Source organism: Sphingobium rhizovicinum, assembly GCF_042647625.1.
Lineage (GTDB): Bacteria > Pseudomonadota > Alphaproteobacteria > Sphingomonadales > Sphingomonadaceae > Sphingobium > Sphingobium rhizovicinum.
Genome location: NZ_JBHRVU010000004.1, coordinates 2,777,999 through 2,801,995 on the forward strand (window position 1 = coordinate 2,777,999; position 23,997 = coordinate 2,801,995).

18 protein-coding genes and 1 pseudogene are annotated in these 23,997 nt (G+C 63.2%); 5 read left to right on the top strand and 14 right to left on the bottom strand.

The window, feature by feature from the left end:
• Both ACFOKF_RS14590 and ACFOKF_RS14595 read right to left on the bottom strand, forming a co-directional pair.
• A complete protein-coding gene (locus tag ACFOKF_RS14590) occupies positions 1–738 on the bottom strand; it encodes a TlyA family RNA methyltransferase (RefSeq protein WP_380796511.1) in 738 nt (245 codons plus the stop codon).
• Positions 738–2,765, bottom strand: a complete 2,028-nt coding sequence (locus ACFOKF_RS14595; protein WP_380796512.1) for a protein-disulfide reductase DsbD family protein — start codon at positions 2,763–2,765, stop codon at positions 738–740. Before ACFOKF_RS14595 ends, ACFOKF_RS14590 begins: the two co-directional genes overlap by 1 nt.
• A gap of 76 nt (positions 2,766–2,841) precedes the next feature.
• Here ACFOKF_RS14595 and ACFOKF_RS14600 point away from each other — a divergent pair, with 76 nt between their 5' ends.
• Both ACFOKF_RS14600 and ACFOKF_RS14605 read left to right on the top strand, forming a co-directional pair.
• Positions 2,842–4,518, top strand: a complete 1,677-nt coding sequence (locus ACFOKF_RS14600; protein ID WP_380796513.1) for an alkaline phosphatase family protein — start codon at positions 2,842–2,844, stop codon at positions 4,516–4,518.
• A 478-nt stretch (positions 4,519–4,996) separates the two neighbouring features.
• A complete protein-coding gene (locus ACFOKF_RS14605) occupies positions 4,997–5,401 on the top strand; it encodes a hypothetical protein (RefSeq protein ID WP_380796514.1) in 405 nt (134 codons plus the stop codon).
• 125 nt (positions 5,402–5,526) lie between these two features.
• Here the strand turns inward: ACFOKF_RS14605 and epsC are convergent, their stop codons facing one another.
• The 9 genes and pseudogenes from epsC to ACFOKF_RS14650 all read right to left on the bottom strand — a co-directional run bounded on the left by epsC (position 5,527) and on the right by ACFOKF_RS14650 (position 14,155).
• Positions 5,527–6,549 carry a serine O-acetyltransferase EpsC gene (epsC, locus tag ACFOKF_RS14610; protein ID WP_380796516.1) on the bottom strand — a complete coding sequence of 341 codons (1,023 nt, stop codon included), beginning with the start codon at positions 6,547–6,549 and terminating at the stop codon, positions 5,527–5,529.
• An 88-nt stretch (positions 6,550–6,637) separates the two neighbouring features.
• The gene (locus ACFOKF_RS14615; RefSeq protein WP_380796517.1) at positions 6,638–7,966 is read right to left on the bottom strand and encodes an ATP-binding protein; all 1,329 of its coding nucleotides are present in this window, start codon (positions 7,964–7,966) and stop codon (positions 6,638–6,640) included.
• The gene (locus tag ACFOKF_RS14620) at positions 7,963–8,673 is read right to left on the bottom strand and encodes a response regulator (RefSeq protein ID WP_380796518.1); all 711 of its coding nucleotides are present in this window, start codon (positions 8,671–8,673) and stop codon (positions 7,963–7,965) included. Before ACFOKF_RS14620 ends, ACFOKF_RS14615 begins: the two co-directional genes overlap by 4 nt.
• Before the next feature lie 164 nt (positions 8,674–8,837).
• On the bottom strand, positions 8,838–9,695 hold the full coding sequence (locus ACFOKF_RS14625; RefSeq protein ID WP_380796519.1) for a TorF family putative porin: 858 nt from the start codon (positions 9,693–9,695) through the stop codon (positions 8,838–8,840).
• Between the two features lie 297 nt (positions 9,696–9,992).
• Positions 9,993–11,489, bottom strand: coding sequence for a SulP family inorganic anion transporter (locus tag ACFOKF_RS14630; protein ID WP_380796522.1), 1,497 nt, complete (start codon positions 11,487–11,489; stop codon positions 9,993–9,995).
• Positions 11,490–11,492: 3 nt separating this feature from the next.
• Positions 11,493–12,191, bottom strand: a complete 699-nt coding sequence (locus ACFOKF_RS14635) for a carbonic anhydrase (RefSeq protein WP_380796524.1) — start codon at positions 12,189–12,191, stop codon at positions 11,493–11,495.
• Between the two features lie 180 nt (positions 12,192–12,371).
• Positions 12,372–13,080, bottom strand: a pseudogene (locus ACFOKF_RS14640) (winged helix-turn-helix domain-containing protein).
• On the bottom strand, positions 13,080–13,523 hold the full coding sequence (locus ACFOKF_RS14645; RefSeq protein ID WP_380796525.1) for a hypothetical protein: 444 nt from the start codon (positions 13,521–13,523) through the stop codon (positions 13,080–13,082). The pseudogene ACFOKF_RS14640 and the gene ACFOKF_RS14645 overlap by 1 nt, the downstream one beginning before the upstream one ends.
• 119 nt (positions 13,524–13,642) lie before the next feature.
• A complete protein-coding gene (locus tag ACFOKF_RS14650) occupies positions 13,643–14,155 on the bottom strand; it encodes a hypothetical protein (RefSeq protein ID WP_380797819.1) in 513 nt (170 codons plus the stop codon).
• Between the two features lie 235 nt (positions 14,156–14,390).
• Between ACFOKF_RS14650 and ACFOKF_RS14655 the strand changes: the two genes are divergently transcribed.
• Positions 14,391–15,359 (top strand): magnesium and cobalt transport protein CorA, encoded by a 969-nt coding sequence (locus ACFOKF_RS14655; RefSeq protein WP_380796526.1) that lies wholly within the window; start codon positions 14,391–14,393, stop codon positions 15,357–15,359.
• A 114-nt stretch (positions 15,360–15,473) separates the two neighbouring features.
• Here ACFOKF_RS14655 and ACFOKF_RS14660 read toward each other — a convergent pair whose 3' ends face one another.
• Positions 15,474–18,422, bottom strand: a complete 2,949-nt coding sequence (locus ACFOKF_RS14660; protein WP_380796527.1) for a TonB-dependent receptor domain-containing protein — start codon at positions 18,420–18,422, stop codon at positions 15,474–15,476.
• A gap of 689 nt (positions 18,423–19,111) precedes the next feature.
• Here ACFOKF_RS14660 and ACFOKF_RS14665 point away from each other — a divergent pair.
• Positions 19,112–21,907: a TonB-dependent receptor gene (locus tag ACFOKF_RS14665; protein ID WP_380796529.1), complete on the top strand. Its 2,796-nt coding sequence runs from the start codon at positions 19,112–19,114 to the stop codon at positions 21,905–21,907.
• A 139-nt stretch (positions 21,908–22,046) separates the two neighbouring features.
• Here the strand turns inward: ACFOKF_RS14665 and ACFOKF_RS14670 are convergent, their stop codons facing one another.
• Complete coding sequence (locus ACFOKF_RS14670; protein ID WP_380796530.1) at positions 22,047–22,388, bottom strand: antibiotic biosynthesis monooxygenase family protein; 342 nt, start codon at positions 22,386–22,388, stop codon at positions 22,047–22,049.
• Positions 22,389–22,536: 148 nt separating this feature from the next.
• On the bottom strand, positions 22,537–23,190 hold the full coding sequence (gene fsa / locus ACFOKF_RS14675) for a fructose-6-phosphate aldolase (protein WP_380796532.1): 654 nt from the start codon (positions 23,188–23,190) through the stop codon (positions 22,537–22,539).
• A gap of 132 nt (positions 23,191–23,322) precedes the next feature.
• On the opposite strand from fsa, the gene ACFOKF_RS14680 reads away from it, so the two are divergent.
• Positions 23,323–23,985: a DUF2490 domain-containing protein gene (locus ACFOKF_RS14680; RefSeq protein ID WP_380796535.1), complete on the top strand. Its 663-nt coding sequence runs from the start codon at positions 23,323–23,325 to the stop codon at positions 23,983–23,985.
• Positions 23,986–23,997: the final 12 nt, after the last annotated feature.

Here is a 23,997-nt window from a genome sequence, read left to right on the forward strand (position 1 = left end):
TTATCCACCAAGCCGGGCGTAGAGGAGAAATTCGACATTGCCCTGCGGCCCGGTAATCGGGCTTTGCGTCAGGCCGGAGACGGTCCAGCCCTGTTCGCGCACCCAAGCCTGCACTTCGGCGCAGACACGGTCATGAACGGCGGCGTCGCGCACCACGCCATTTTTGCCGACTTCCTCCCGCCGCGCCTCAAACTGCGGCTTGATGAGGGCGAGAAGGTGCGCACCGGCTCTGGCGAAGGAGAGCGGCTTTTCCAGCACCTTGGCGAGGCTGATGAAGCTGGCGTCGCATACGATGATGTCGATGGGTTCGGGAATATGCGCGTCAGTGAGGATGCGGGCGCTGGTCTGTTCATGGACGATGACCCGGTCGTCGGAGCGCAATTTCCAGGCGAGCTGGTTGGTGCCGCTGTCCACCGCATAGACCTTCGCCGCGCCATTGGTCAGCAGCACATCGGTAAAGCCGCCGGTCGACGAGCCAACGTCGATGGCGACGAATCCGGTGACGTCGATGGCAAATGCCTCGATCCCATGGGCGAGTTTGATGCCGCCGCGCGAAACCCAGGGATGGTCGCGGCCGCGCACGTCGAGATCGGCATCGGAAGGCACTTGCTGCCCGGCCTTTTCCACCTTCTTGTCGCCCAGATAGACGAGGCCGGCCAGGATCAGCGCCTGCGCGCGGGCGCGGCTTTCGGCAAGACCATTGTCAACGAGCAACTGATCGGCGCGCAGCTTGGCCATCAGCGCACCAGTCCGGCGAGGGTGGCAGGGGTCAACAATTGCGGCAAGGTCTGGGCCTCCTTGCCCGGTGCATACCATAGATAGAGGGGAACGCCCGAACGGCCCTGACTTTCAAGGAAGCGGGTGATGGCGGGATCGGCATTGGTCCAGTCGCCGACCATCACCGTGACGCCCGCCTTGTCGAAGGCGGCGCGGGTTTCGGCGCGGTCAATGGCGGCGGCTTCGTTCGCCTTGCAGGTCAGGCACCAGTCGGCGGTGAAATAGAGGAAGACGGGTTTGCCGGCGGCGCGCAGGTCGGCGAGGCGTGCGACATCGAAGTGGACAGTTGTTTCGCTGTTTGCAGCGGCGGCGGGCGCGCGGGTCGGCAGGGCGAGACTGGCGCCGGCGAACAGGGCGATGGCGAGCAGACCGGCGATCAGGCCGCCGCCTTTGCCCAGCCGCTGGCGGCCGCCCAGACCCCAGAGCATCAGCGCCAGCAGCAGGGCTGCGCCAAGGCCGATGGTCATGCCGGAAACGCCGCGCTGCTGGCCGAGCAGCCAGGCGAGGCCAAGGGCGGTGAGGAACATCGGGATGGACAGGATTTTCTGGATGCGGCCCATCCATGCCCCCGGTTTTGGCAATCGTTTGCGAAGGGCCGGCAGATAGGCGAGCAACAGGAAGGGCAGCGCGAGGCCGAGGCCGAGGCCCGCGAAGACGGCCAATGCGGCGGGCAAGGGCAGCAGCAGCGCCGCGCCCATGGCCGCCGCCATGAAGGGACCAGTACAAGGTGTCGCAACGAAAGCGACCAGTGCGCCGGTCCAGAAGGAGCCGGCCACGCCGCCCTTGCCCGCCAGACCTTCGCCGCCGCCATAGGCGCGCAGATCGAACAGGCCGGCAAGGTTGAAGGCGATGGCCGTCACCAGCAGCAACAGGCCCAGGATGATGCGCGGATCCTGCAACTGGAAGGCCCAGCCGACCGCGCTGCCCGCCGCGCGCAGGGCCAGCAGTGCGCCGCCCAGCGCCATGCAGGCGAGGATGACGCCCAGCGTATAGGCGATCGCTTCGCGGCGGACGGCGCGCTCGTCCCCGCCCGCCTTCGCCAGACTCATGGCTTTCAGGCCCAGGATCGGGAAGACGCAAGGCATGATGTTAAGCAGCAGGCCGCCGAGCAGCGCGCCGCCCAGTGCTGCAAAGATGGCGCTCCACCGGCCATCGCCCCCGGCCGCCGGATCGACGACGCCGGGCGCGGCGGTCAGCAGGAAGCCGACATGGTCGCCGGTGCGCAACACCGCCTGCACCGGCCCGCCTTTGCCTTCGCCCGCCTGCGTTTCGATCAGCAGCCGGTCGCCGTCGCGCGTCACCTTTTGCGGGGCGGCATAGCGGGCCAGCCCTTCGGCGAGCGGGAAGAGGTGAACATCGCTGGCCTGCGCGCTGGCGGGGAATGGCACGGACAGACGCAGGATGCCGTCCTTGACGGCATAGCTGGCCTGCGATCCCAGCGGGCGGGGCAGATGCGTGCGCCAGCCATCGAACCGGGCGCGATCCGCCGGTGCGACCATGCCGTCGCCCGCGATGAGGTCCAGCGCCAGTTCGCCATTTTGCGGCACGCAAATCTTGTCGGTGCAGGCCAGCCACTGCGCCTTCGCCCGTACCGGCAGATGGGTGCCCGGCGCAACATCCGCCGCGACCTTGAGGTCCGCCAGCACGGCATAGGGGCCTTCATAGACATGGTTCATCAGGCCCGAAATCAGCAGCGTTTCGGGCACCGGATAGCGCAGCGCGCCGATGGTCACGCCCTTTGGCAGGGTCCAGTCGACGCTCATGCCAAGCCCCGCGTCGCCGGGATTTTCCCAATAGCCGTGCCAGCCGGCCTGCGGCGTCATGGCGAAGGCGATGGTCGTGCCCTCGCCGGCTTTGGGCGCGCCGCTTTCGGCCGCCAGAACGGCCGCGATATGCGCGTTGCCGCCGCCAAAAGCGGTTTGCGCCTTTGCGTTGGACGCCCCCGCCAACAGGGCGAGCGTCATCATTATGACTTGAAAAATCCGCATCGGGCCTCTGGTCGGGTGGATGCATGGGGGCTAGGTCGGTCCCTATCCGCCGTCAAGGCATGAGAAGGTTGTACATATGTTCAAAAGAGTCGCCGCCGCCCTGTTGCTCGCCACCGCGCTGGCCCCGGTCATGCCAGTCATGGCGCAAAGCCCCGCCCCGACAGCGGCCACGCCGACCACCGTTCCTGCCTCAGCGCCCAAGCTGATCGTCGCGATCAGCGTCGACCAGTTTTCCGCCGACCTGTTCAGCGAATATCGCCAATATTATACTGGCGGCCTCAAGCGCCTGACCAGCGAAGGCGCGGTCTTCCCGCGCGGCTATCAGAGCCATGCCGCGACCGAAACCTGCCCCGGCCATTCGACCATCCTGACCGGCAGCCGCCCGTCGCGCACCGGCATCATCGCCAACACCTGGTTCGATCTGGACACCAAGCGCGAGGACAAGGCGGTCTATTGCGCCGAGGATGAAAGCCAGCCGGGCACCAACAGCAATGACTATGTCGCGTCGCCCCTGCATTTGAAGGTGCCGACGCTGGGCGGCCGGATGAAGATCGCCAACCCCGCCACCCGCGTCGTATCGGTCGCGGGCAAGGACCGCGCCGTCATCATGATGGGCGGGCCGACCGCCGACCAGAGCTGGTGGCTGACGCCCAAGGGCTATGTCAGTTACAAAGGCATTGCGACTCCGCCGCTGGTCGCCAGGGTGAACGAGCAACTGGCCGCCCGCCTGGCCCAGCCCAATCCGGGCTTCGAACTGCCGCCGCAATGCGCGGCGAAGGATTTCGCGGTCAATATCGGCGCTGGGCAAACCGTGGGCAACGGCCGCTTCGCGCGCGACGCCGGCGATTTCAAGAAGTTCCGCGCCTCGCCGGAACAGGATGCGCTGACGCTGGTGCTGGCCGCCGGCGCGATCGAAAGCATGGGCCTTGGCAAGCAGGCGCAGACCGACATCATTTCGATCGGCCTGTCGGCGACCGACTATGTCGGCCACACTTATGGCACCGAAGGCACCGAAAGCTGCATCCAGGTCGACCGGCTCGATACCGAACTGGGCGCGTTTTTCGATAAGCTGGACAAGGACGGCATCGATTATGTCGTGGTGCTGACCGCCGACCATGGCGGCCACGACCTGCCCGAACGGCATCAGGAAAATGCCATGCCGATGGAGGCCCGCGTCGATGCGGCGCTGACGCCCAAGGCGCTGACCGCCGCGATCGGCGCGAAGACCGGCCTGACCGGCAAGAAGCTGATCTGGGGCGACGGCCCGGCGGGCGATCTCTATTTCGACAAGGGGCTGACCAAGGCCGAACGGGCAAAGGTGGAGGCCGAAACGCTGACGCTGCTGCGCGCCCATCCACAGGTGCAGACCGTCTTCACCAAGGCGGAGATCGCCGCCGCCCCGGCCCCGTCCGGCCCGCCCGAAAGCTGGAGCCTGTTGCAGGAAGCGCGCGCCAGCTTCGATCCCCAGCGGTCGGGCGATTTGCTGCTGCTGCTCAAGCCGCGCGTCATGTCCATTCCCGACGGCACCAAGGGCTATGTCGCGACCCATGGTTCGCCCTGGGACACGGATCGCCGCGTGCCGATCCTGTTCTGGCGCAAGGGCATGCGCCATTTCGAACAGCCGCTGGGCGTGGAAACGGTGGATATTCTGCCCACGCTGGCCGCGCTGATCCATCTGCCCGTGCCGAAGGATCAGATTGACGGGCGCTGTCTGGACCTGATTGCCGGCGCAGGCGATAGCTGCGCGCAGTAAGGATTAGTCGTTCGGGTCGGGCAACGGGGAGCATCGCGCTATCCGTTTCTCGCCCCTTCGACTGGCTCAGGACCAGCGTCGCTCGACGCGAACGGGCTTTGGGCTGGAAACAGCCAGAATCGGCCACCAAACATCCGTTCAGGCTGTGCTTGTCGAAGCCCTGCTCTTTTCTTCTAAACCCTGCGTTTTGAAGAAGAAGTGCAGCCCTTCGACAAGCTCAGGGCGAACGGAGAGTGAGAAGATGGACCGTCCGCTTCCCACCCCTGATCGCCATTAGGCAGACCGATTCGCCGGTGATGTCGCGATAGTGGCCTGTCTGGTTTCGGGCCGGAGAGCAGACCGGGCGAAATCGACCATTTTTGGTCACTTCATCAGATCATCCTCATTCTTGAAACCGGCTACTCTTTTGGATGGCACGTCAGACGCCGAAGACGAAATCTGGTGGATTGCTGAACTTACTCGGATATGCTGGCAACCCATGGATATGACCAAGCATGATCGCGGCTTCCACAAGCTACTCACATATCTCGCGCGAATACCGTCTGTTCGGACCAATGACACTCCTTGGGGTGGCTTCGGTTCAGGAATGAGCGACGCTGGATGGTGGGTGAAGTTCTCGCTGAAGCTTGACCATCATCTCGCATGGAATGCCGTTCAAGAGATCGCTTACGTTCTCAACGAGTTGTCACTTTCCGAACGGTTGCCGACGGTGTTCAAGCCCGTGTCCCCGCCGCCATACTTAAACGGCGGCCCGCGAGATTACCTCGGATGGGTAATCGAATGCCAAGATCGCGACACGAGGCCCGGAACCATCGCAGACTGGATGGAGAGCAGGTTGCCAAACCCAGTCGAAGACGAAGCGGCTTGGCCAGAGGCCGAATAGAGTGGCGTCCGCAATCGTGCGATCGTTGCCTAATAATTTTTAAGGCGCAGCGTCAGCTATCGCCGTTCATCTCTCCAAAACCAGACTGTCGCCTTACCACCCCTGTCCGCCACGCCCCTTTTCTCTCAGATATTCTCGCCAATGCCGTCGGTGCTTTCCAGCAGGGCGTGGACGCGGTGGGGGGCGGAGACTTCGACGCGGCTTGTGACCTCATAATGCGCCTTGGCCTGACGCACGTTGGAGTCGGCCGGCACGCTGTCCGTCAGCCAGACATTGCCGCCGATGACCGATCGGCTGCCCACGATGATCCGGCCCAGCACCGTCGCCCCGGCATAGATGACCACATCATCCTCGATGATCGGATGGCGGGGCAGCGATTTTTCCAGATGCCCCTTCTCATCCGCCGGGAAGCTGCGCGCACCCAGCGTCACGCCCTGGTACAGGCGCACGCGATGGCCCACGATCGCGGTTTCGCCGATGACGACGCCGGTGCCATGATCGATGAAGAAGGACTGGCCGATGGTCGCGCCGGGATGAATGTCGATCCCGGTCTTGCCATGGGCGATTTCGGAGATGATCCGCGCCACCAGCGGCGCGCCCAGTTCATAGAGGCGATGCGCCAGCCGGTGATGGATGATCGCCAGCATGGAGGGATAGCAGATCAGCACTTCATCGACGCTGCGCGCGGCCGGATCGCCCAGGAAGGCGGCGTCGACATCCGTATCCAGCAATTCGCGCAGCCCCGGCAGGCTCTGGGCAAAGCCGCCGATGATGCGGGCCGCCTCCCGATCCACCACGGCGGCCGGTTCATCCTTCAGCGCATAGATGAGTTCGAGCCGGATCTGGCCGTAGAGGCGGCTGAGCACGGTCTGGAGCGTTTCCGCGACGAAGGCGTCCTCATTGTGAAGCCGCACGAAGCTGGGGCCAAGGCGCAGCGGGAAGAGCGCGCCGCATAAGGACTGCATGATCTTCGCCAGATTGGCGCGCGAGGGAAAACCCTCCGCACCATATTCGGCATGATGCTGCTGCGCCTGACGCCAGCGCGCGCGCGCCGCGCTCAGATCCGCGACCAGCTGATCCAGGTCCCAATATCCTTCAACCCCGCGCCCTTCGATGCTGCGATCGTCTTCCGGTCCGTCTGCGCTCATATTCGCCTCATGCCTTTATGCAGACGGCATAGCGTGCGGGCGGGGAGCGCGATAAACGAGTTTTGCTTGGGGTCGGACGGTTTTTCTTTTAGCCGCGACCGACCGATCGCGGCAGATGGAGGCAGATTTCCGCGCGCAGCCCACCTTCGGGCCGGTTCGCCAGCGTCAACTGGCCGCCTTCCGCCGCCACCGCCTTTTGCACGATGGCCAGCCCCAGCCCCAGGCCGCGCGTATTGCGCTGGCGCGCATCGTCGAGCCGGGAAAAGGGCCGCAGCACCTCCTCCAGCCGTTCGCGCGGGATGCCGGGGCCATCATCATCGACCCGGATCAGCACCTCATGCCCCTTGCGCTGCACCGAGACACGGGCGCGCTGGCCATAATGGAGCGCATTTTCGATGAGGTTACGGACCGCACGGCGCAGGGAGAGGCTGCGCACGTCCATTTCCAGATGATCCGCCCCATCATAGGTCACATCGTCGCCATGATCCTGAAATGCGTCGACCACGGTGGCGATGCTGACGGCAATATCCGTGCGCACCGGCGGCTCCGGGTCTTTCTCTCCTCCCAGAAAGGCGAGCAGCGATTCCAGCATCGACCCCATTTCCTCCAGGTCGCCGGCCATCGCCTGCTGCACTTCATCATCCTTCACCATTTCCAGCCGCAATTGCAGCCGGGCGAGCGGCGTGCGCAGATCATGGCCGACCGCCGCCAGCGTTTCCGTCCGCTCGTCGATCAGGCGATGGATGCGCGCCTGCATGGCATTGAAGGCGGTGATGAGGTTGCGCACATCATTGGTGCCGGCTTCGGGCACGACCACTTCGGAGCCGCGCCCGATCTTGTGCGTGGCGTGGGTGAGATCGCGCAGCGGCGCCAGCGTCTGGCGGATGAGCAGCCACCCCGCGATCAGCAATGCGATGACCGGGATCAGCGCCAGCCCCATGCGCCCAAGGGCAAAGGCCCATTTGCCGCCGCTATTGTGCATGGCGAAATAGAGCGAGCTGCCGTCGCTCAGCCGAAGGCCGCCGTTGATTTCAGCCGGGCGGGCGGGATTCAGCCGCAACCAGAGGCTCGACTTTTCGAGGCTGGGCTCCCAGACCACCACCTGCCGTCGCATCCGCTCCAGTTCGGGCGACAATTGCTGCGGCGGCGGCGCGGAGGGCGACCAGTGCACGTCATAGCGGTCGGTCGTCAGTTGCAGGCTCAGGGCCGGCCGTTCGGGGGCCGGCTGTTCGATCAGCAGCTTGCGCGCGATGACCAGATGTTCGGCCAGACGCCGCGCTTCATCTTCTTGCAGGGAAAGCTGGCTGGTCCGTTCATAGATCAGCGCGCCGATCGCAAATTCCAGCGTAACCGTCAGCAGCAGGATCGCGGACAGCCGGCCCAGCAGCCCCAGCGATCCCCTGACATGCCGCCTCAAGCGCGGCTGACCTCTGCATTGAACATATAGCCAACGCCGCGGACGGTGGTGATCGGCGCGGCCTTGTCCGACGTGGTGAGCTTGCGGCGCAGGCGGCTGACGAGCACGTCGATGCTGCGGTCGGAGCTGTCGCCCATGCGGGTACGCGACAGTTCGATCAGCCGTTCGCGCGCGATGACCCGCTGCGGATGGCTGAGGAAGGAGCCGAGCAGATCAAACTCCGCGCCGGTCAGGTCGACGATCGCGCCAGTGGGAGAGCGCAGTTCGCGGCGGGGGAAGTTGACGCTCCAGCCGTCGAAATGGGCTTCGCTTTCGCGATGTTCGTCCGGGCCGCGCTCCACGCCGACGCGGCGCAGGATCGCGCGGATGCGGGCAATCAGCTCGCGCGTGCCGAACGGCTTTGGCAAATAATCGTCCGCGCCCAGCTCCAGCCCGACGATGCGATCCGTTTCGCTGCCCTTGGCGCTGATGAAGATGATGGGAACGTCGCTCTTGCGGCGGATCTGGCGGCACAGGTCAATGCCGTTGGTGCCCGGCAGCATGACGTCCAGCACGACCAGGTCCACCGGGCCGGCGTCGAAGGCCACCCACATTTCCGGCCCGGAAGAGGCCGGGCGAACCAGATAACCATGTTCCTGGAGCGCGCGGGCGGTGAGCGTGCGCAGCGGCGGATCGTCTTCAACGAGGATGATCGACGGGGCGGTCATGAGGTCGGCAGCAGGACGATTATCATGCTGCGGAGATAGGGCCGGCCATATCGGGGGTCAACCATGGCGGCGGGCGGAAAGCCATGATCGCGACTGTAGCAACAATTTGTCACGGCAGGGAAAAGCGCCGGCCCGTCACGAGGATGGGCCGGCGCCTGTCAGGATCAGAAAGCGGCCGAGAGCGAGAAGACCACCTGGCTGCCGACGATCGACTTGCCGGCATTGTCAGCGTCCGCAACCGACAGGTTCGGGCGCAGATAGGTCTGCTCGACGCGAGCGATGTCGGTGTCGACATAGGCGACGCCCAGCGTGAGCGGCGTGCCGGGGATGGCGAAGTCGGCGCCGACCATCCAGTCGAGATATTTGCCGGTCGGCGCAACCGAGGTGCCGTTCGGACCAAGGCCGCTATTGCCCTTCGACCAGCCCAGATGCGCCTTCAGGCTGACCGGGGTGTTCGGGATGGCGCCGCTGACGTCGCTCCAGATGTAGAAATTGTCATTCTTCTTGCCCGGAGCGTCGGGAATGCCGGTCGCATAGCTGTCGGCGCTGTTATACCATTTGCCCAGCGCCTGCTGCTTGGGCGCATAGGCGACGCCCAGCAGACCCTTGACCGGCCCCAACTGGCTCGACAGCTTGACATAGGGTTCGGCGAAATCGGTTTCATCCGCGCCCGAAGGGTACATGTACCAGGTCAGGCCGACGTCCAGCGTCGTCGTTTCGTTCAGCGGAACAGCATAGCCGGCGAACAGATCGAGTTCGATGCCAGCGCCGCCGAAGGTGCCCCAGCCCGCGAGGTTGGATGCCCAGGTGCCGACATAGGCGCCGCTTTCATGGGTTGCGGTAATGCCGCCCTGAACGGCCATAGCCTTGTCCGACTGCGACACGCCACGGAAGCGATAGTCGGACACAAGGCCGACGCTGCCGGAAACGGTGACGGGGCTGGCGGGCTCTTCCTGAGCGAAAGCCGGCGCGGCGCTCATCAGCGCGAGGGCGGCACAGGCGATTTGATACTTCATGAACATTCCCCTTTAGGTTGGAATGTTCCGTCCTGCATCCGCAGCGGCTCGAAGATCTTTGGATCATCGTCTCCAATACCGGCGGATGACCTTCAACTATTCGCTGGCGGCGGACGCGCAAACCGCTTTTACCGCACCTGCGAAAGGATCAGGCATGTTGTGCCATGGGGAACACGGTTCTTTGCTGTAAGAGCAATATATATTGCTATTATATTTCTGAATTGAAAACGGACAAAGAAGAACCGCCGTGCCGGGGGGATGGCACGGCGGTTCGGGATGCCGCCTGAACGGGAGGGGGAGATGTCAGGCGACGAGCTGGCGCATCCGTCCGGTCGCACCGAACAGTTCGACCGGCGCGCCTGCACCACGGCGACGATCGACCCATTCACGCAGCATTTCCGCGCAGGTATGGTCGATATGGCCCAGACGCTCGACATTCAGGATAACGAGTCCGGCGGCTGGCAGCGATTCGAGCTTTGCCGACAATCTGGGCAGGCTGAGGAAGGTCGCCGTACCGCGCAGCGCCACTTCATGCGCATCGCCGCGATTTTCTTCCTCGACCTTCAGGCGCAGCTTGCTGGCATGGGGCAACAGTTCCAGCATCGACAGGCCGATGCCCACCAGCACGCCGGTCAGCAGGTCGGTCGCCACCACGCAAATCAAAGTCGCCGCCCACACCACGGCCGGAAGCGGGCCATAAAGGTTGAAGAGATGCTTGACGTGCGCCAGGCTGACCAGACGGACGCCGGTGATGACAAGGATGCCGGCCAGCGCCGCCATCGGGATTTCCCGCAGCAGCCAGGGCAGCAGGGCGACGAAGCCCAATATCCAGACGCCATGCAGGATCGCCGACAGGCGCGTCTTGGCGCCGGCCTGAACATTGGCCGAGGAGCGGACGATGACGCCGGTCATCGGCAGCGCGCCGGCAAAGCCGCAGAGCAGATTGCCCACGCCCTGCGCGCTGAGTTCCCGGTTATAGTTGGTGCGCACGCCATCATGCATGCGATCGACCGCCGCCGCCGACAGCAGGGTTTCCGCGCTGGCGATGAAGGCGATGGCGATGGCGGTGGTGATGATGGTGGGGTTCATCAACTGGGCGAGCAGCCCCTGTTCGGGCAGGCTGACCGCCGCAACGATCGATTCCGGCACCGCCACGCGCGCGACCGGCAGGCCGAGCGAGAAAGCCACGATCGTCGCCAGCAGCACGCCGACCAGCGCGCCGGGCACCAGCTTCATTGATGCGGGGCGGAATTTTTCCCAGCCCAGCATGCCGAAGATGGTGACGAGGCCAACCGCAAAGGCCGTGGCGGCGCCGCCGTTCGACAGGCCCAGAATCTGGCCGGGCATCGCGATCAGATTGTGCAGGCCGCTCGACAGGGGCTTGTCATCGAACAGCACATGGAACTGGCCGACGACGATCAGCACGCCGATGCCCGCGAGCATGCCATGCACGACCGCAGGCGAAATGGCGCGGAACCAGCCGCCGACCCGCAACAGACCGGCGACCACCTGGATCGCACCGGCCAGAATCAGGATCGGGCCGAGGGCGGACAGCCCCTGTTCGCGCACGATTTCAAAAACGATGACCGCCAGACCTGCGGCCGGACCGCTGACCTGCAACGGCGAACCCGCCAGCAGGCCGACGACGATGCCGCCGATGATGCCGGTGATCAGGCCCTTTTCCGGCGGCACGCCGGAGGCCACAGCAATGCCCATGCAGAGCGGCATGGCCACCAGAAACACGACGATCGACGCCGTGAAGTCGCGGCTGAAATTGCCGCCGGAAAGAGCCTTCAACATGATTTACTCCGCCGCCTGGGCATAGACCGCTGCGCCGGCGAGGCGACGGCCGTGGGGGAGCGCGACCGGCATGGGTTCGCCTTCACGCATCGGTGCGAACTGGCCGGTCTCGCCGTCCAGACCCAGCACCTGCCCGGCGTGAATGTCGACATACCAGCCATGCAGCGCGATTTCGCCACGGGCGATGCCCGAAGCCACCGACGGATGGGTGCGCAGATGCGCCAGCTGAACGACGACATTTTCCAGCGCCATGTTGCGCAGCTTGTCGGCCGCTTCCAGATCGGTCGGATAATTGTCGCTGCACACCTTCTGCGCGGCATGGCTGTGGCGCAGCCAGGCGGCGACATTGGGCATGGCGGTCAGGTCGGCGTTGGTGGCCAGCGCCTTCATCGCGCCGCAGTCGCTATGACCGCACACGATGATGTCGCGCACGCCCAGCACCATGACGGCATATTCGACCGTGGCGGTCACGCCGCCAAGCTGGCTGTCATGCGGGGGGACGATATTGCCGGCGTTGCGGCACACGAACAGGTCGCCGGGCGCAGCCTGCATGATCTGTTCGGGCACGATGCGCGAGTCGGCGCAGCTGATCATCAGCGCCTTGGGGCTTTGGCCATGGTTGGCCAGCTGATTGTACAGCGTGCTTTCGCTGGGGTAGACCTTGGTTTCAAAGTCGAAAACGCGGCCGAGTAGCTCGTTCATGGAGTCTATCCTCTTCTTCAAATGCTTTCCGGCCAGGGGGCGGACCGGTGTAGTTTGAAGGATAGAGACGCCACTTTGCTGCAACGCAGCGGATTTGTTAAATTATATGTCTGACCGATAAAGAGAGCGGGCGCTGCGCCAAATGGCGGAAAACGGCCATTTGGCGCAGAAAAGGCCGGTTCAGCGCCGGTCCACCACGGCGCTGAACATATATCCGACGCCCCTGACTGTAACAATCGGGGCAGCCCGGCCACTCTCCCCCAGCTTGCGGCGGAGGCGGCTGACGAGCACGTCAATGCTGCGGTCGGACGAGGGCGCGTCCCGCACGCCGGCCAGCTCCATCAGGCGGGCGCGGGCGATCACGGTCTGAGGATGATCGATAAACACCGTCAGCAGCGAAAATTCAGCGGCGGTGAGGTCCACCAGCCCGCCCTGCGGATCGACCACTTCACGCCGGGCGAAATCCACCACCCAGCCATCGAAGATCGCCTGGGTCTGACGGCGCAGGCCCAACGCCCTTTCCCCCCCCCCGGCGCAGCACGGCGCGCAGCCGCGCCGCCAGTTCCCGCGTGGAATAGGGTTTGGCCATATAATCGTCGGCGCCCAGTTCCAGCCCGACCACCCGGTCGACCTCCGAACTATTGGCGCCGACCAGGATGATCGGCACATCGCTGCGTTCGCGCACGTCCCGGCACAGGTCCAGCCCGTCCGATCCGCGCAACGCCGCGTCCAGCACCAGCGCCCCGATCGGCGCGCTGGTCAAAGCGCTGAAAATGTCGTTCGCCGAAACCGCAGGCAGAGCGCGAAATCCGCTCTGTTCCAGATATTCACGGACATTGTGCCGCAAATCCTGCTGGGTTTCGGCGATCAGTACCAGCGGTGGGTTCATCAGCCCTGAATAGTCAGCGCGCGCACGCTGTCCAGTTCATCCACCAGCACGGCGCGGTCCTGCTGCGCGACGGCAACCGCTTCGGCCGCCTTGGCCTGGGCATAGCGCGCGACTTCGGCATTGATCTGGCTGCGCGCAGCGGCGCAGCTGCCGGCATAGCTGCCCGACACCGGCGTGAAGCGATGGATCGCCTTGCCAAAGGCGGGAACGGCGCGCCCCTGTGCGGCGACGGCGCGGTTGACGGTCAGGTCGGCCTGCCAGCGGCACACCGGCACGGCATTGCGGTTGGCGAAGCGCGGTTCGACTTCGCGCAGGCTGACCGACGGCTGGGCATGATAGCTGGCGCTATAGGCCTGCGCACCGTGGCTGATTTCGGTGCTGTGAACGGGGGTGACGGCCGCAGCCATGATGGCGAGCGCCTGCGATGCGATGATAAGGAACATGGGCTACTCCTTCTACGCCCGGACGTCAGCGACCGGGGATTGCGTCGGGTGTAGGTCCGATGAATGTCTGCGTAATGGGCTGGACGTAACAAATCATTGCTGATGCGTGAAAGCAAGGCTCATTGCGCGGCCACCAGTACCGGCACCCGCACCACGCCGGTGAGCCGGGAAATCAGCGCCGAAAGCCACAAGGCGTCGCCGGCTGCACGGTGCCGCACCACGCCCTGCGCGTCGGCATGGGCCACCGCATCGGCGACGCGCTGTTCGTCCGCGCCCTGTTCATCGAACAGGCTGGCGACATGGTCGATGCGGAACGGACTTGCTGCGCCGGCTGCGCTGGCCAGCGTGTCGAGCCAATATTGATCGATCAGACTATCGGCGACCACACGCTGTCCGGCCACCGCCGCAACCAGTTCGGCCAGCACAATATCGACCGTTTGCCCTTCGTGCATGATGCGCTCACGCGACAGGCCGTGCAGCGCCTCCGCTTCGGCCGTCCAGTCCCAGTCGGCCCAGTCGGCATGCGGACGGATCAGCCAGCTGCGCGCGACACCATCCCCGGCAATCCCCACCTCGATCGGAAAGGAACGGCCATGGCGGGGCAGGCAGGACGCCTCAAAATCTATTGTCATTATGGTCAAGGCACGGCTCCGGTCCCGCGCACGGCCTGCCCTCTCCCCGGCATGTTCCGCGCGCTTCTTCATGCGCCCCCCTTTCCGCCCCAACTATGTCAGGGTGAAGTCACACGCCACCCCCTTTGGCAAAAATCATAGGAGCCGAGCGATCCGCGCGACAAAATGCAAGACGCGGGCGACGGACCGGACAGAGTCTGCTAATTGCCCGAAACAACTGGGAAACAGAGGCTTCATGACCGTCATCGCCGCCTATCTCTATCGCCATGGCCAGCGCGTACGCGCGGTGTCGATCGACGAACGGGTCGCCTGTGCGCAGGACAAGTCGGAGTTCGTCTGGATCGGGGTCGCCGACCCCAGCGTGGACGAGATGCAGATGCTGGCAAAAACCTATGATCTCCATCCGCTGGCGGTCGAGGATGCGATCAAGGCGAACCAGCTGCCCAAGGTCGATATATATGGCGATCAGCTGTTCGTCGTCGCCCGCACCGCCCATATCGAAGATGACGTCATCTGCTATGGCGAAACGGCGCTGTTCATCGGCCATAATCACATCATCAGCGTCCGCCATGGATCAGCGCGCGCGCATGTGACGCTGCGCCATGATCTGGAAGCGGTGCCTTCGCGTCTGGCGCAGGGGGTGGACTATATCGCCCACGCCATTCTGGACTTCATCGTCGATGGCTATCTGCCGATCATCGAGGGGATCGAAGAAGAGGTGCTGACGATGGAGCAGCACATGATCGACCATTTTCTGGGTCGGGACGAAATTACCCGCATCTTCAACCTGCGCCGCCAGCTGATCCGGTTCCAGCGCATCCTGACCCCGATGCAGGAGGTGGCGACCAAGTTCGTGAAGGTCGACCTGCCCTGCATCGACCATGAGGCGCGGCCCTATTTCAGCGATGTGCGCGACCATGTGCGCCGGGTGCAGACAATGGTGGACGATCTGCGCGAGATATTGAACAGCGTGTTCGAATCCTCCAACCTGCTGGAGCAGCAGCGCACCGGCGACATCACCCGGCAACTGGCCGCCTGGGCCGCGATTCTGGCGGTGCCGACCGCGATTGCGGGCATTTACGGGATGAATTTCGAACATATGCCGGAGCTGAAAAGCCTCTACGGCTATCCGGTCGTGCTGGGTGTGATCGCGGTGATCTGCACCCTGCTTTACGTGCGGTTCAAGAAATTGAAGTGGTTGTGAAGAAACAGCGACGGCGCGCCGCCTCCAGTGTCGGCTGGAGAGGACGCACCGACTGCCAGAAAGGCCGGGCGGCCCCGCAAGGGAGGACCGCCCGGTTGCTTTAAGGCACCCCTGTTAGAAGGAAGCCTTCGCCCCGATGCGGAAGGAGCGGCCCAGAATCGCCGACTCGCCAACCACCGGGTTGTAGAGATAGGCGCCATAGGTCGTCGCATCGATAGGCGGCTTGTTGTTGAAGACGTTCATGACGTTGGCATAGAGCTCGAACTGGTCATTGACCTTGATCGTGCCAGTCATGTCGACGCTGATGAACGATTTCACGCGGCAACCCTGATAGGCGTCGCCATTATAGTTGGTGGGCACTAGGCTACAGTCGCCGGCGGTGCCGCCCTGATCTTCGGCCGAATAATTATAGCCGTCGGTGTAGTAAGCCGTCGCGCTGATCGAACCACGGCCGAAATCGACCGTGTTCTGCCAGCTGCCACGCCATTGCTGGGTGCCCGACCCGGCGGTCAGGTTGAAGTTGCCCAGCGTGTCGACATAATGTTCGACACGGCCACCGGGATATTCGGTGTTCAGCTTGATCACATAGGTCGCATCGATCGACGACGAGAAGGTGATGTTGTCGTTGATGCGGAACTTGCCGGTGGCGTTGAAATCGATGCCCGACGTCTTGATCGTATTGGCGTTGATGAAGCTGCCCTGGACATATTGGATCCGGCGCTGCGCATCAGGATGGGCCTGATCGACTTCATCCTGAATGATGGTCACGCCGTCATAGCTGGTTTCGCCAGTGGCATAATAGTTGGCGATGGCGCCGGAGAAATCGACCGAGGTGATCGCGCCGGTCTTCTTGATGTTATAATAGTCGACGCTGAACGACAGATTGTTGGTCGGCGTGAACACGCCACCCAGCGTGAAGTTGCGCGACTTTTCCGCCTTCAGTTCCGGGTTGCCGACCGTCGTCTGACCGATCGAGTAGGTCGTGACATAGCTGTTATACGATCCATCAGCGTTCAGATGCTGGTCGAGATAGGAGTCCGGCATGGTGCCGAGCGACTGGGTGACGTAGCCGGTGGTCGGCAGCGCGCCCATTTCAGCAAAGCTGGGTACGCGGAAGCCGCGCGAATAGGTGCTGCGGATCATCAGCTGACGGATCGGCTTGAACTTCGCGCCGAATTTGGGCGCAAAATTATCCTGCCCGGTCGAGTAGTGGTCGTAGCGACCGGCCGCGTTCAGCTCCAGCTGATCGATGACGGGCGCATTGATTTCGAAATAGGCCGATTCCACGTCGCGATGCCCCTTGGCGCCGAAGGCGTTCAGGCGGAAATAGCGCTCGGTCGGGCCGTTATAATCGGGATTGCCGCTGGGATTGTTGAGCGATTCATAGCGCGCAGCCACGCCCACGGCGACCTGAAGCGGACCGCCGGGCAGATCAAACACATCCTTCGAGATGCTGGCCTGACCCTGATACAGCTGGGTCTTGCTGTGGTTGATCTGGGTCGGGGTCAGATAGTCGAGCGTGTCCTGCGAAGTCGCCGACGGGTTCATGAAGTTGTACGAACCGTCCGCGATCACATCCAGCAGATGCTGGATGTAGACATAGCCCTTCGCCTTGGTCTTGAGCTTGGACACCATGGCGGTGCCATCGACCTGATAATGCCAGTCGTCGCCGAAATCGCCCTTGATGCCGGCGGCGGCGCGGAAGACCTGGCTGACCGATTCATTATATTCGGTGCTGGTCGGCAGGCGGCCGATGATGGCGGCTTCCTGACCCTGCGCGGCATAGGGGTTGTTGGGGTTCAGCGTGCCGTTGGTGGCATCGCAGGTCGCGGTGCCGCGGGCGCAGACATAGACCGGCAGACGCAGCAGGGTGGAGCCGGTCGAGGTCGAATAGGCCGGATTGTCGATGCCGGCCGGCGCATTGGCGCGGATGATCGAGGCAAGGCCGGTGTAGGACGACTTGCTGTTCTCGTAGTTCAGTTCGAGATAGGCTTCGCCGCTGTCGCCGACGATCTTGGTCAGACGGCCCGAAATGCCCCAGCGCTGCTGTTCGGGCAGCACCTGACTATAGTCATGGGTGATGTCCTGCTGGCAGACGGTGCGCGGCGCGGTGGTGAAATCTGCATATTCCTGATCGGTCAGGGTATAGGGATTGAGGTTGCCGCAGCCCGCCGCCGTGTTGAGCAACTGATAGCGGCCGGTGCCAAGGTTGGTCGACGGATCAAACGGACGGACCATGAACACATTGGTTGCCGTCGACAGGCCGGTATAGCCGATCGAAGGATCGACGCCGTTGGCGATATTGTTCGGGCCGCACACGCCGTCGTGGCAGATGCCCGACTGATTGTCGCTGTTATAGGGCGCGCTGAGATCGCGGTTATAGACCGCGTTGCTCTTGAGATAATGGGCGCTGACATAGGCGTTGAAGCCCTGTTCGGACAGGTCGCCATAGCCATAGGTGGCGGCCAGACGCTGGTTGGCGCCATAGCCCTTTTCGCTGACGCCGGCTTCGGCCTGAAGGTGCAGGCCCTTCACTTCGCGCTTGGTGATGATGTTGACCACGCCGGCGACCGCATCGGCGCCATAGGTGGCCGATGCGCCATCCTTGAGCACCTGAACCCGCTCGACGATCGCGTCGGGAATGGTGTTGAGATCGACGAAGTTGCGCGTGCCGTCATCCGCCAGCGGATAATAAGCCGCGCGCAGGCCGTCGAACAGGACCAGCGTCGAGGAGGTGGAGAGGCCACGCAGCGACACGGCCGACGCGCCGCCGGCGAAGGCGCCGTTTGCGGAGAAGCCGTTGGTCAGCGCCGGGCCGTTATTGGCCGACAGGCTCTGAATGCCCTGCTGCACCGTGGTGATGCCGCGCACCGCCAGATCTTCCGCCGATACGGTGGTGATGGGCGACATGGTCAGCTTGTCGACCTGACGCAGCAGCGATCCGGTGACGACGATCGTGTCTTCGGCCGGTTCGGCAGCGGCCTGGGGTGCGGCGTCCTGCGCAAAGGCGGGGGCGTGGCTGAGCGTCGCAGCCAGGATTGCGGGCGCGACTCCGCCTCGCAAGAACGCGATAAGTCCAAAGTTCTTCAAGATTTCCAGTCCCTTATCTGGAGCGGCAAATTTGCCTGCGTTGGCGACCGTTTAAGGCGGGGGGCGCCGCGCGGACGGCCTGCGGTGCCGTCCCTGCACCGACCTTGCAAACAAATCCTGTTTCGCAACTCGTCCTTTTTTGAAATGTGTCATTTTATTGCCACATCATTTCGGGATAGAAATATAGCGCGCAACTTCTCATAACAATTTGATTTATAATGATATTATAGAAAATTCACTGCAATGCCCGTCATCCGCCGGCGAAAATTACTTTTCGATCGTAAAATTATTTGCCGACAGGGGAACAAAGGCAGCGAAGGAACGTAGGGCGACGCGCGCCGACCGGACTGCGCATTCTTCGGCATGAGTCGCCCCATGCCCCGCCAAGTGCCCCGACGATCGCATCCACATGCCCAATCCGACCGGCATTGATGCGTCTCAACATTGCGGGGAAAGTCGCAATATTTCAGGACATAATGTAATAAAAAGAAATAGTTGTGCTTGAAAAGCAACATGCCCCGCAAAAGCCATTTATACAGATGAAAAATAATTGACCGGCCGACGATGCTGTCACAGTCCTGACGCATCGCACCGGTGCGTTCATCATAAATGGTCGCGGAAACCGCCCCAGCAGGCAGGCTTCCAAAGGGAGAATTTCAATTATGCGAGCCTCTTTTCAACGGCGCCTTCTGGCGTCGACGCTCTTGCTCGGCCTGTCGACGCCGGCACTGGCGCAAAATGCGGATGACAGCAGCAGCGCGGCGGGCGACGACACGATCGTCGTCACCGGATCGCGCATTGCCCGGCCCGACCTGCAACAGGCGTCACCCATCTCCATCGTCAGCAGCCAGGAACTGAAACTGAGCGGCAAGGCGAATGTCGAGGCGATCATCAATGACCTGCCGCAACTGATCCCCAGCACCACGGCCGCATCGAACAATCCGGGCGGCGGCGTATCGACCGCGGACCTGCGCGGTCTGGGCGCGCAGCGCACGCTGGTTCTGGTCGATGGCCGGCGCTATGTGTCCTATGACGCCAGCCAGGTGGTCGACCTGAACACCGTTCCCGCCGGCCTGATCGATCATGTCGAAGTCGTGTCGGGCGGCCGGTCCGCCGTCTATGGGTCCGACGCGATCGCCGGCGTCATCAATTTCGTGCTGAAGAAAAATTATTCGGGCGTCGAAGCCAACGCCAATTATCGCCTGAACGAAGCGGGCGACGGCGGCACGTTCAACACCAATATCCTGCTGGGCCAGAATTTCGCCGACGGCCGGGGCAACATCACTTTCTATGCCGATTATATCAAGCGTGACGGCGTGGACCAGAGCGCGCGCAGCTATACGCGGCAAACCTATACCGACGACGGCGCCGGCGGACTGGCCCCCGGCGGCTCCGGCTCCATCCCGGCGACGCGCCTGTCGCTGAACAACAGCCAGTACAAGTTCAATCAGGATGGCAGCCTGTCCGCCTACAGCGCGGCGAGCGACGCCTATAATTATGCGCCGTCCAACTATTTGCAGGTGCCCCAGAAGCGCATCCTGCTGAGCGCGCAGAGCCATTTCGACGTCAGCGATCACCTGACCCTCTATGCCGAGGGGCAGTTCATCCGCAACAAGGTGAAGAACAAGCTGGCCCCGACGCCCTTCACCGGCACCGTCTCGCTCGACACGGACTCGTCCTTCCTGTCGTCGGACGCGCAGGCGTTGCTGGCTGCGGCGGACACGGATGGCGACGGCTATGCCAGCGCCAACATCTATCGCCGCATGACCGAAGTGGGCGATCGCATTTCCGACGTCACCAACACTGCCTACCGCGCGATGATCGGCGCGAAGGGGCAGATCAGCGGCGACTGGAATTACGACGCCTATTATACCTATGCCCGCACCCGGCAGGTCGAAAACCAATATGGCAATGTGTCGCGCAGCCGGGTCGAGCAGGCGCTCAAGACCAGCTATGACAGCGACGGCAATCTGGTCTGTTCGGACACGAGCAATGGCTGCGTGCCGCTCAACATCTTTGGCGAAGGCAATATCAGCGACGAAGCGGCCGCCTTCATTGCGATCGACACCCGCAACGTCAGCATCATCACCGAACAGGTGGCGAACGTCGCAGTCACCAACAGCAATTTGTTCGATCTGGGCGCTGGGCCGGCGGGCATCGCCTTGGGCTTTGAATATCGCAACGAACATGGCAGCTATAATCCCGACGAAGCGCTGTCATCAGGCGACGTGGTCGGCTTCAACGGCGGACAGGGCCTGTCGGGCGGTTATACCGTGAAGGAGTTCTTCTCCGAAATCAGCGTGCCGCTGCTGGCTGACGTGCCGCTGGTACACAAGCTGGACTTCAACGGCGCCTATCGCTTTTCCCATTATTCGACGTCGGCGAAGAATGTCAGCACCTTCTCCGCTGGCCTGATCTATGCGCCGGTCAAGGACGTCACCTTCCGCGGCCAATATAGCCGCGCGGTCCGTGCGCCGTCGGTATCGGAACTTTATTCGGGCCAGGCACAGGATTTCCCGACCGCTACCGACCCCTGCGCCACCGACGCCGCCACCGGCAGCACGGCCCTGTCGGCCAGTTGCCTTGCCAGTGGCGTGTCGGCCTCCGCGCTGGGCACGGATTTCTATGGCGGCAGTTCGCAGATCGAATCGCTGACCGGCGGCAATCCCGACCTGCGCGAGGAAACATCCAACACCTGGGGTCTGGGCGTGATCCTGCAACCCAGCTTTGCCCCGCGCCTGTCGCTGACGGTGGATTATTACAACACGAAGATCGACAATTATATCTCGACCGCCGGCACCGCGAACATCATCCGCGCCTGCTATGGCGACGAAGCCAATGGATGGACGCCCTATGACAGCAGCTATTGCGCGCTGTTGCCGCGCAATGCGACCAGCAGCGAGATTGAAGGAGCGGTGAACCTGCAATCCAACACTGGCGGCCTCAAGACGTCGGGCGTCGACTTCGAACTCAACTATAGCGTGCCGCTGAACTTCGGTGTGTTCGGGGCCAAGACCGGCAAACTGGCCTTCCGCGTGGCGGGCACCCGCCTGATCCGCTTCGACCTCAATCCGGTCGCCGCAATCGCGGAACTGAACCAGAGCTGCGCGGGGAAGTTCGGCGTCAATTGCGGCGACCCCTATTCCAAGCTGCGCCTGAACAACCGCATCACCTGGACCAGCGGGCCGATCACGCTGGGCGTCACCCATCGTTATCTGTCGAGCGTGCGCGACGATAGCGGCGGCTACAGCGTCGACAAGATCAAGGCGTACAACCTGTTCGATCTGGCGTTGCAGGTGCAGCCGACCGAGCATTTCGGCTGGTCGATCGGCATGAACAACGCCTTTGACAAGAAGCCGCCGATCCTGGGCGACAATCAGGAGCAGGCCAATACCTATCCGTCGACCTACGACGTCTATGGCCGCGCCTTCTTCGTAAACGCATCGATCAAGTTCTGATCCGTCGCGGCGCACCCGCCGGCCGATGCCGACGGGTGCGCCGATCAGCCATAGAACATCATGAACAGCAGGCCGATGACGGTCAGCAACAGCGCAAACCAGAGGAAACCGAAATCGGGCTTGTCGGGATCGCGCATCTTTATTCCGGTCCTTGTTCCAAGGGGTGCCGCACCAGCAGATCGTCGGTCACGGTCATGGTGAAGATGGGGTCCGCGTCCGCCGGGACTTCTGCAATAGCGTCGACAAAGGCGGCGCGGGCTTCCGGGTCGTCATAGACCATCTTGCGGTCGAATGCCGCGCGCCATGTCGCCTCGTCCGGCCATTCGGCATAGCCCACGAAGCGGCCATCCTCGTCGCGATGCAGCCGCGATCCATAGCTGCCATATTTGGCGCGGATCAAATCGGTGCCGCGTCGCCAGGCGGCGCGAAACTGATCCTCCTTGCCCGGATGGACCCGCCACCAATAGACCGCGACGAACATAGCCTCTCTCCTTCCTTCAGGAGAGAATGAGCCGGGTCGGGCACGGGTTCCAGAAGAAGCTTCGTCAGGAGGCCGCACCCCCACTCGACCGCCCAGACATGGTATCCTGATGGTTGGTCGGGTGGGGGTGCGGGCCGGTGCGGCTCTCTTACAGAATGGTCTGGCCGGTCTTGGCCCAGTCCGCAGCGAAGCCTTCAAGGCCCTTGTCGGTCAGGACATGCTTCGACAGCATCTTGATCACGGCCGGCGGGGCGGTGATGACGTCCGCGCCGATCTTTGCGCAGTCCAGCACATGGATCGGGTGACGCAGCGAGGCGGCCAGGATTTCCGTGCCGAAGCTGTAATTGTCATAGATGAGGCGGATGTCCTCGATCAGCGCCAGACCGTCAAAGCCATTATCGTCATGACGGCCGACGAAAGGCGAGATGAAGGTCGCGCCGGCCTTGGCCGCGAGCAGCGCCTGATTGGCCGAGAAGCACAGGGTCACATTGACCTGCGCGCCATCGTCGGTCAGCGCCTTGCAGGTCTTGAGGCCGTCGATGGTCAGCGGCACCTTGATGCAGACATTGTCGGCGATCTTGCGCAGGATTTCGGCTTCCTTCATCATCGTTTCATGGTCGAGCGCGACCACTTCGGCCGAGACCGGGCCGTCCACGATGCCGCAGATTTCCTCCACCACTTCCAGGAACTTGCGCCCCGATTTGTGGATCAGCGTGGGGTTGGTGGTGACGCCGTCCAGCAGGCCGGTGGCGGCCAGTTCACGGATTTCGGCGGTGTCGGCGGTGTCGACGAAGAATTTCATGGGGAGGACTCCGGGGCTGTGCGAATCGCGCCCCTTTAGCCGCTGATGGCCGCTTTCGCCATCTGGCAGGGCCATATTTACATCCACACCGGGCCACGACTAAGGCATGGCTACCTTTCCAAAGGACCAGACATGCCCCGTTCGCCCCGCGCCCGCTTCACCACGGGGCTATGCCTCCTCCTGTCGCCGGCAGCCCCGGCCTGCGCCGCGACGGGAGAAAGCCAGGCATGGATGACCGAACTGGCGACCATCCGCGTCAGCCCCGGCGACATCGTCACCGTCGATTCGAGCCAGCGACTGCGATCCGACGCGCGCAGCGGCGGCGAACAGTTTCTCGCCCGGATCGGCATCGACCACAAGATCGCGCCGCATCTGCAACTGGGCGGCGGCATGGCCTATCTGAAAAGCGAAGCGGATCACGAATTGCGGCTGTTCCAGCAGGCGACGCTGTCCAAGGGCATATGGATCAGCCGCACCCGGATGGAGCAGCGCTTCTTCAGCACGGCGGATCATGCCAGCTGGCGACTGCGGCAACGGGTGCAGGCGGCGGTCCCGATTGACGGCGAGAAACAATGGACCGTCATCGCCGCCACCGAAATCTTCTTTCACCTCAACCGCGCCCGGCCGGGCGACAAGACGGGCCTGGCCATGATGCGCCACCAGATCGGCCTGCGCCATCCGGTTGCAAAGACACTGGACGCGCAACTCCTGTATATGCTGCAACAGAATTTCCGCGACGGGCGGCCCGATGTCGTGTCGCATATTCCCTGGCTGACGCTGAGTTGGCGGCTGTAACCAGCCCATTGC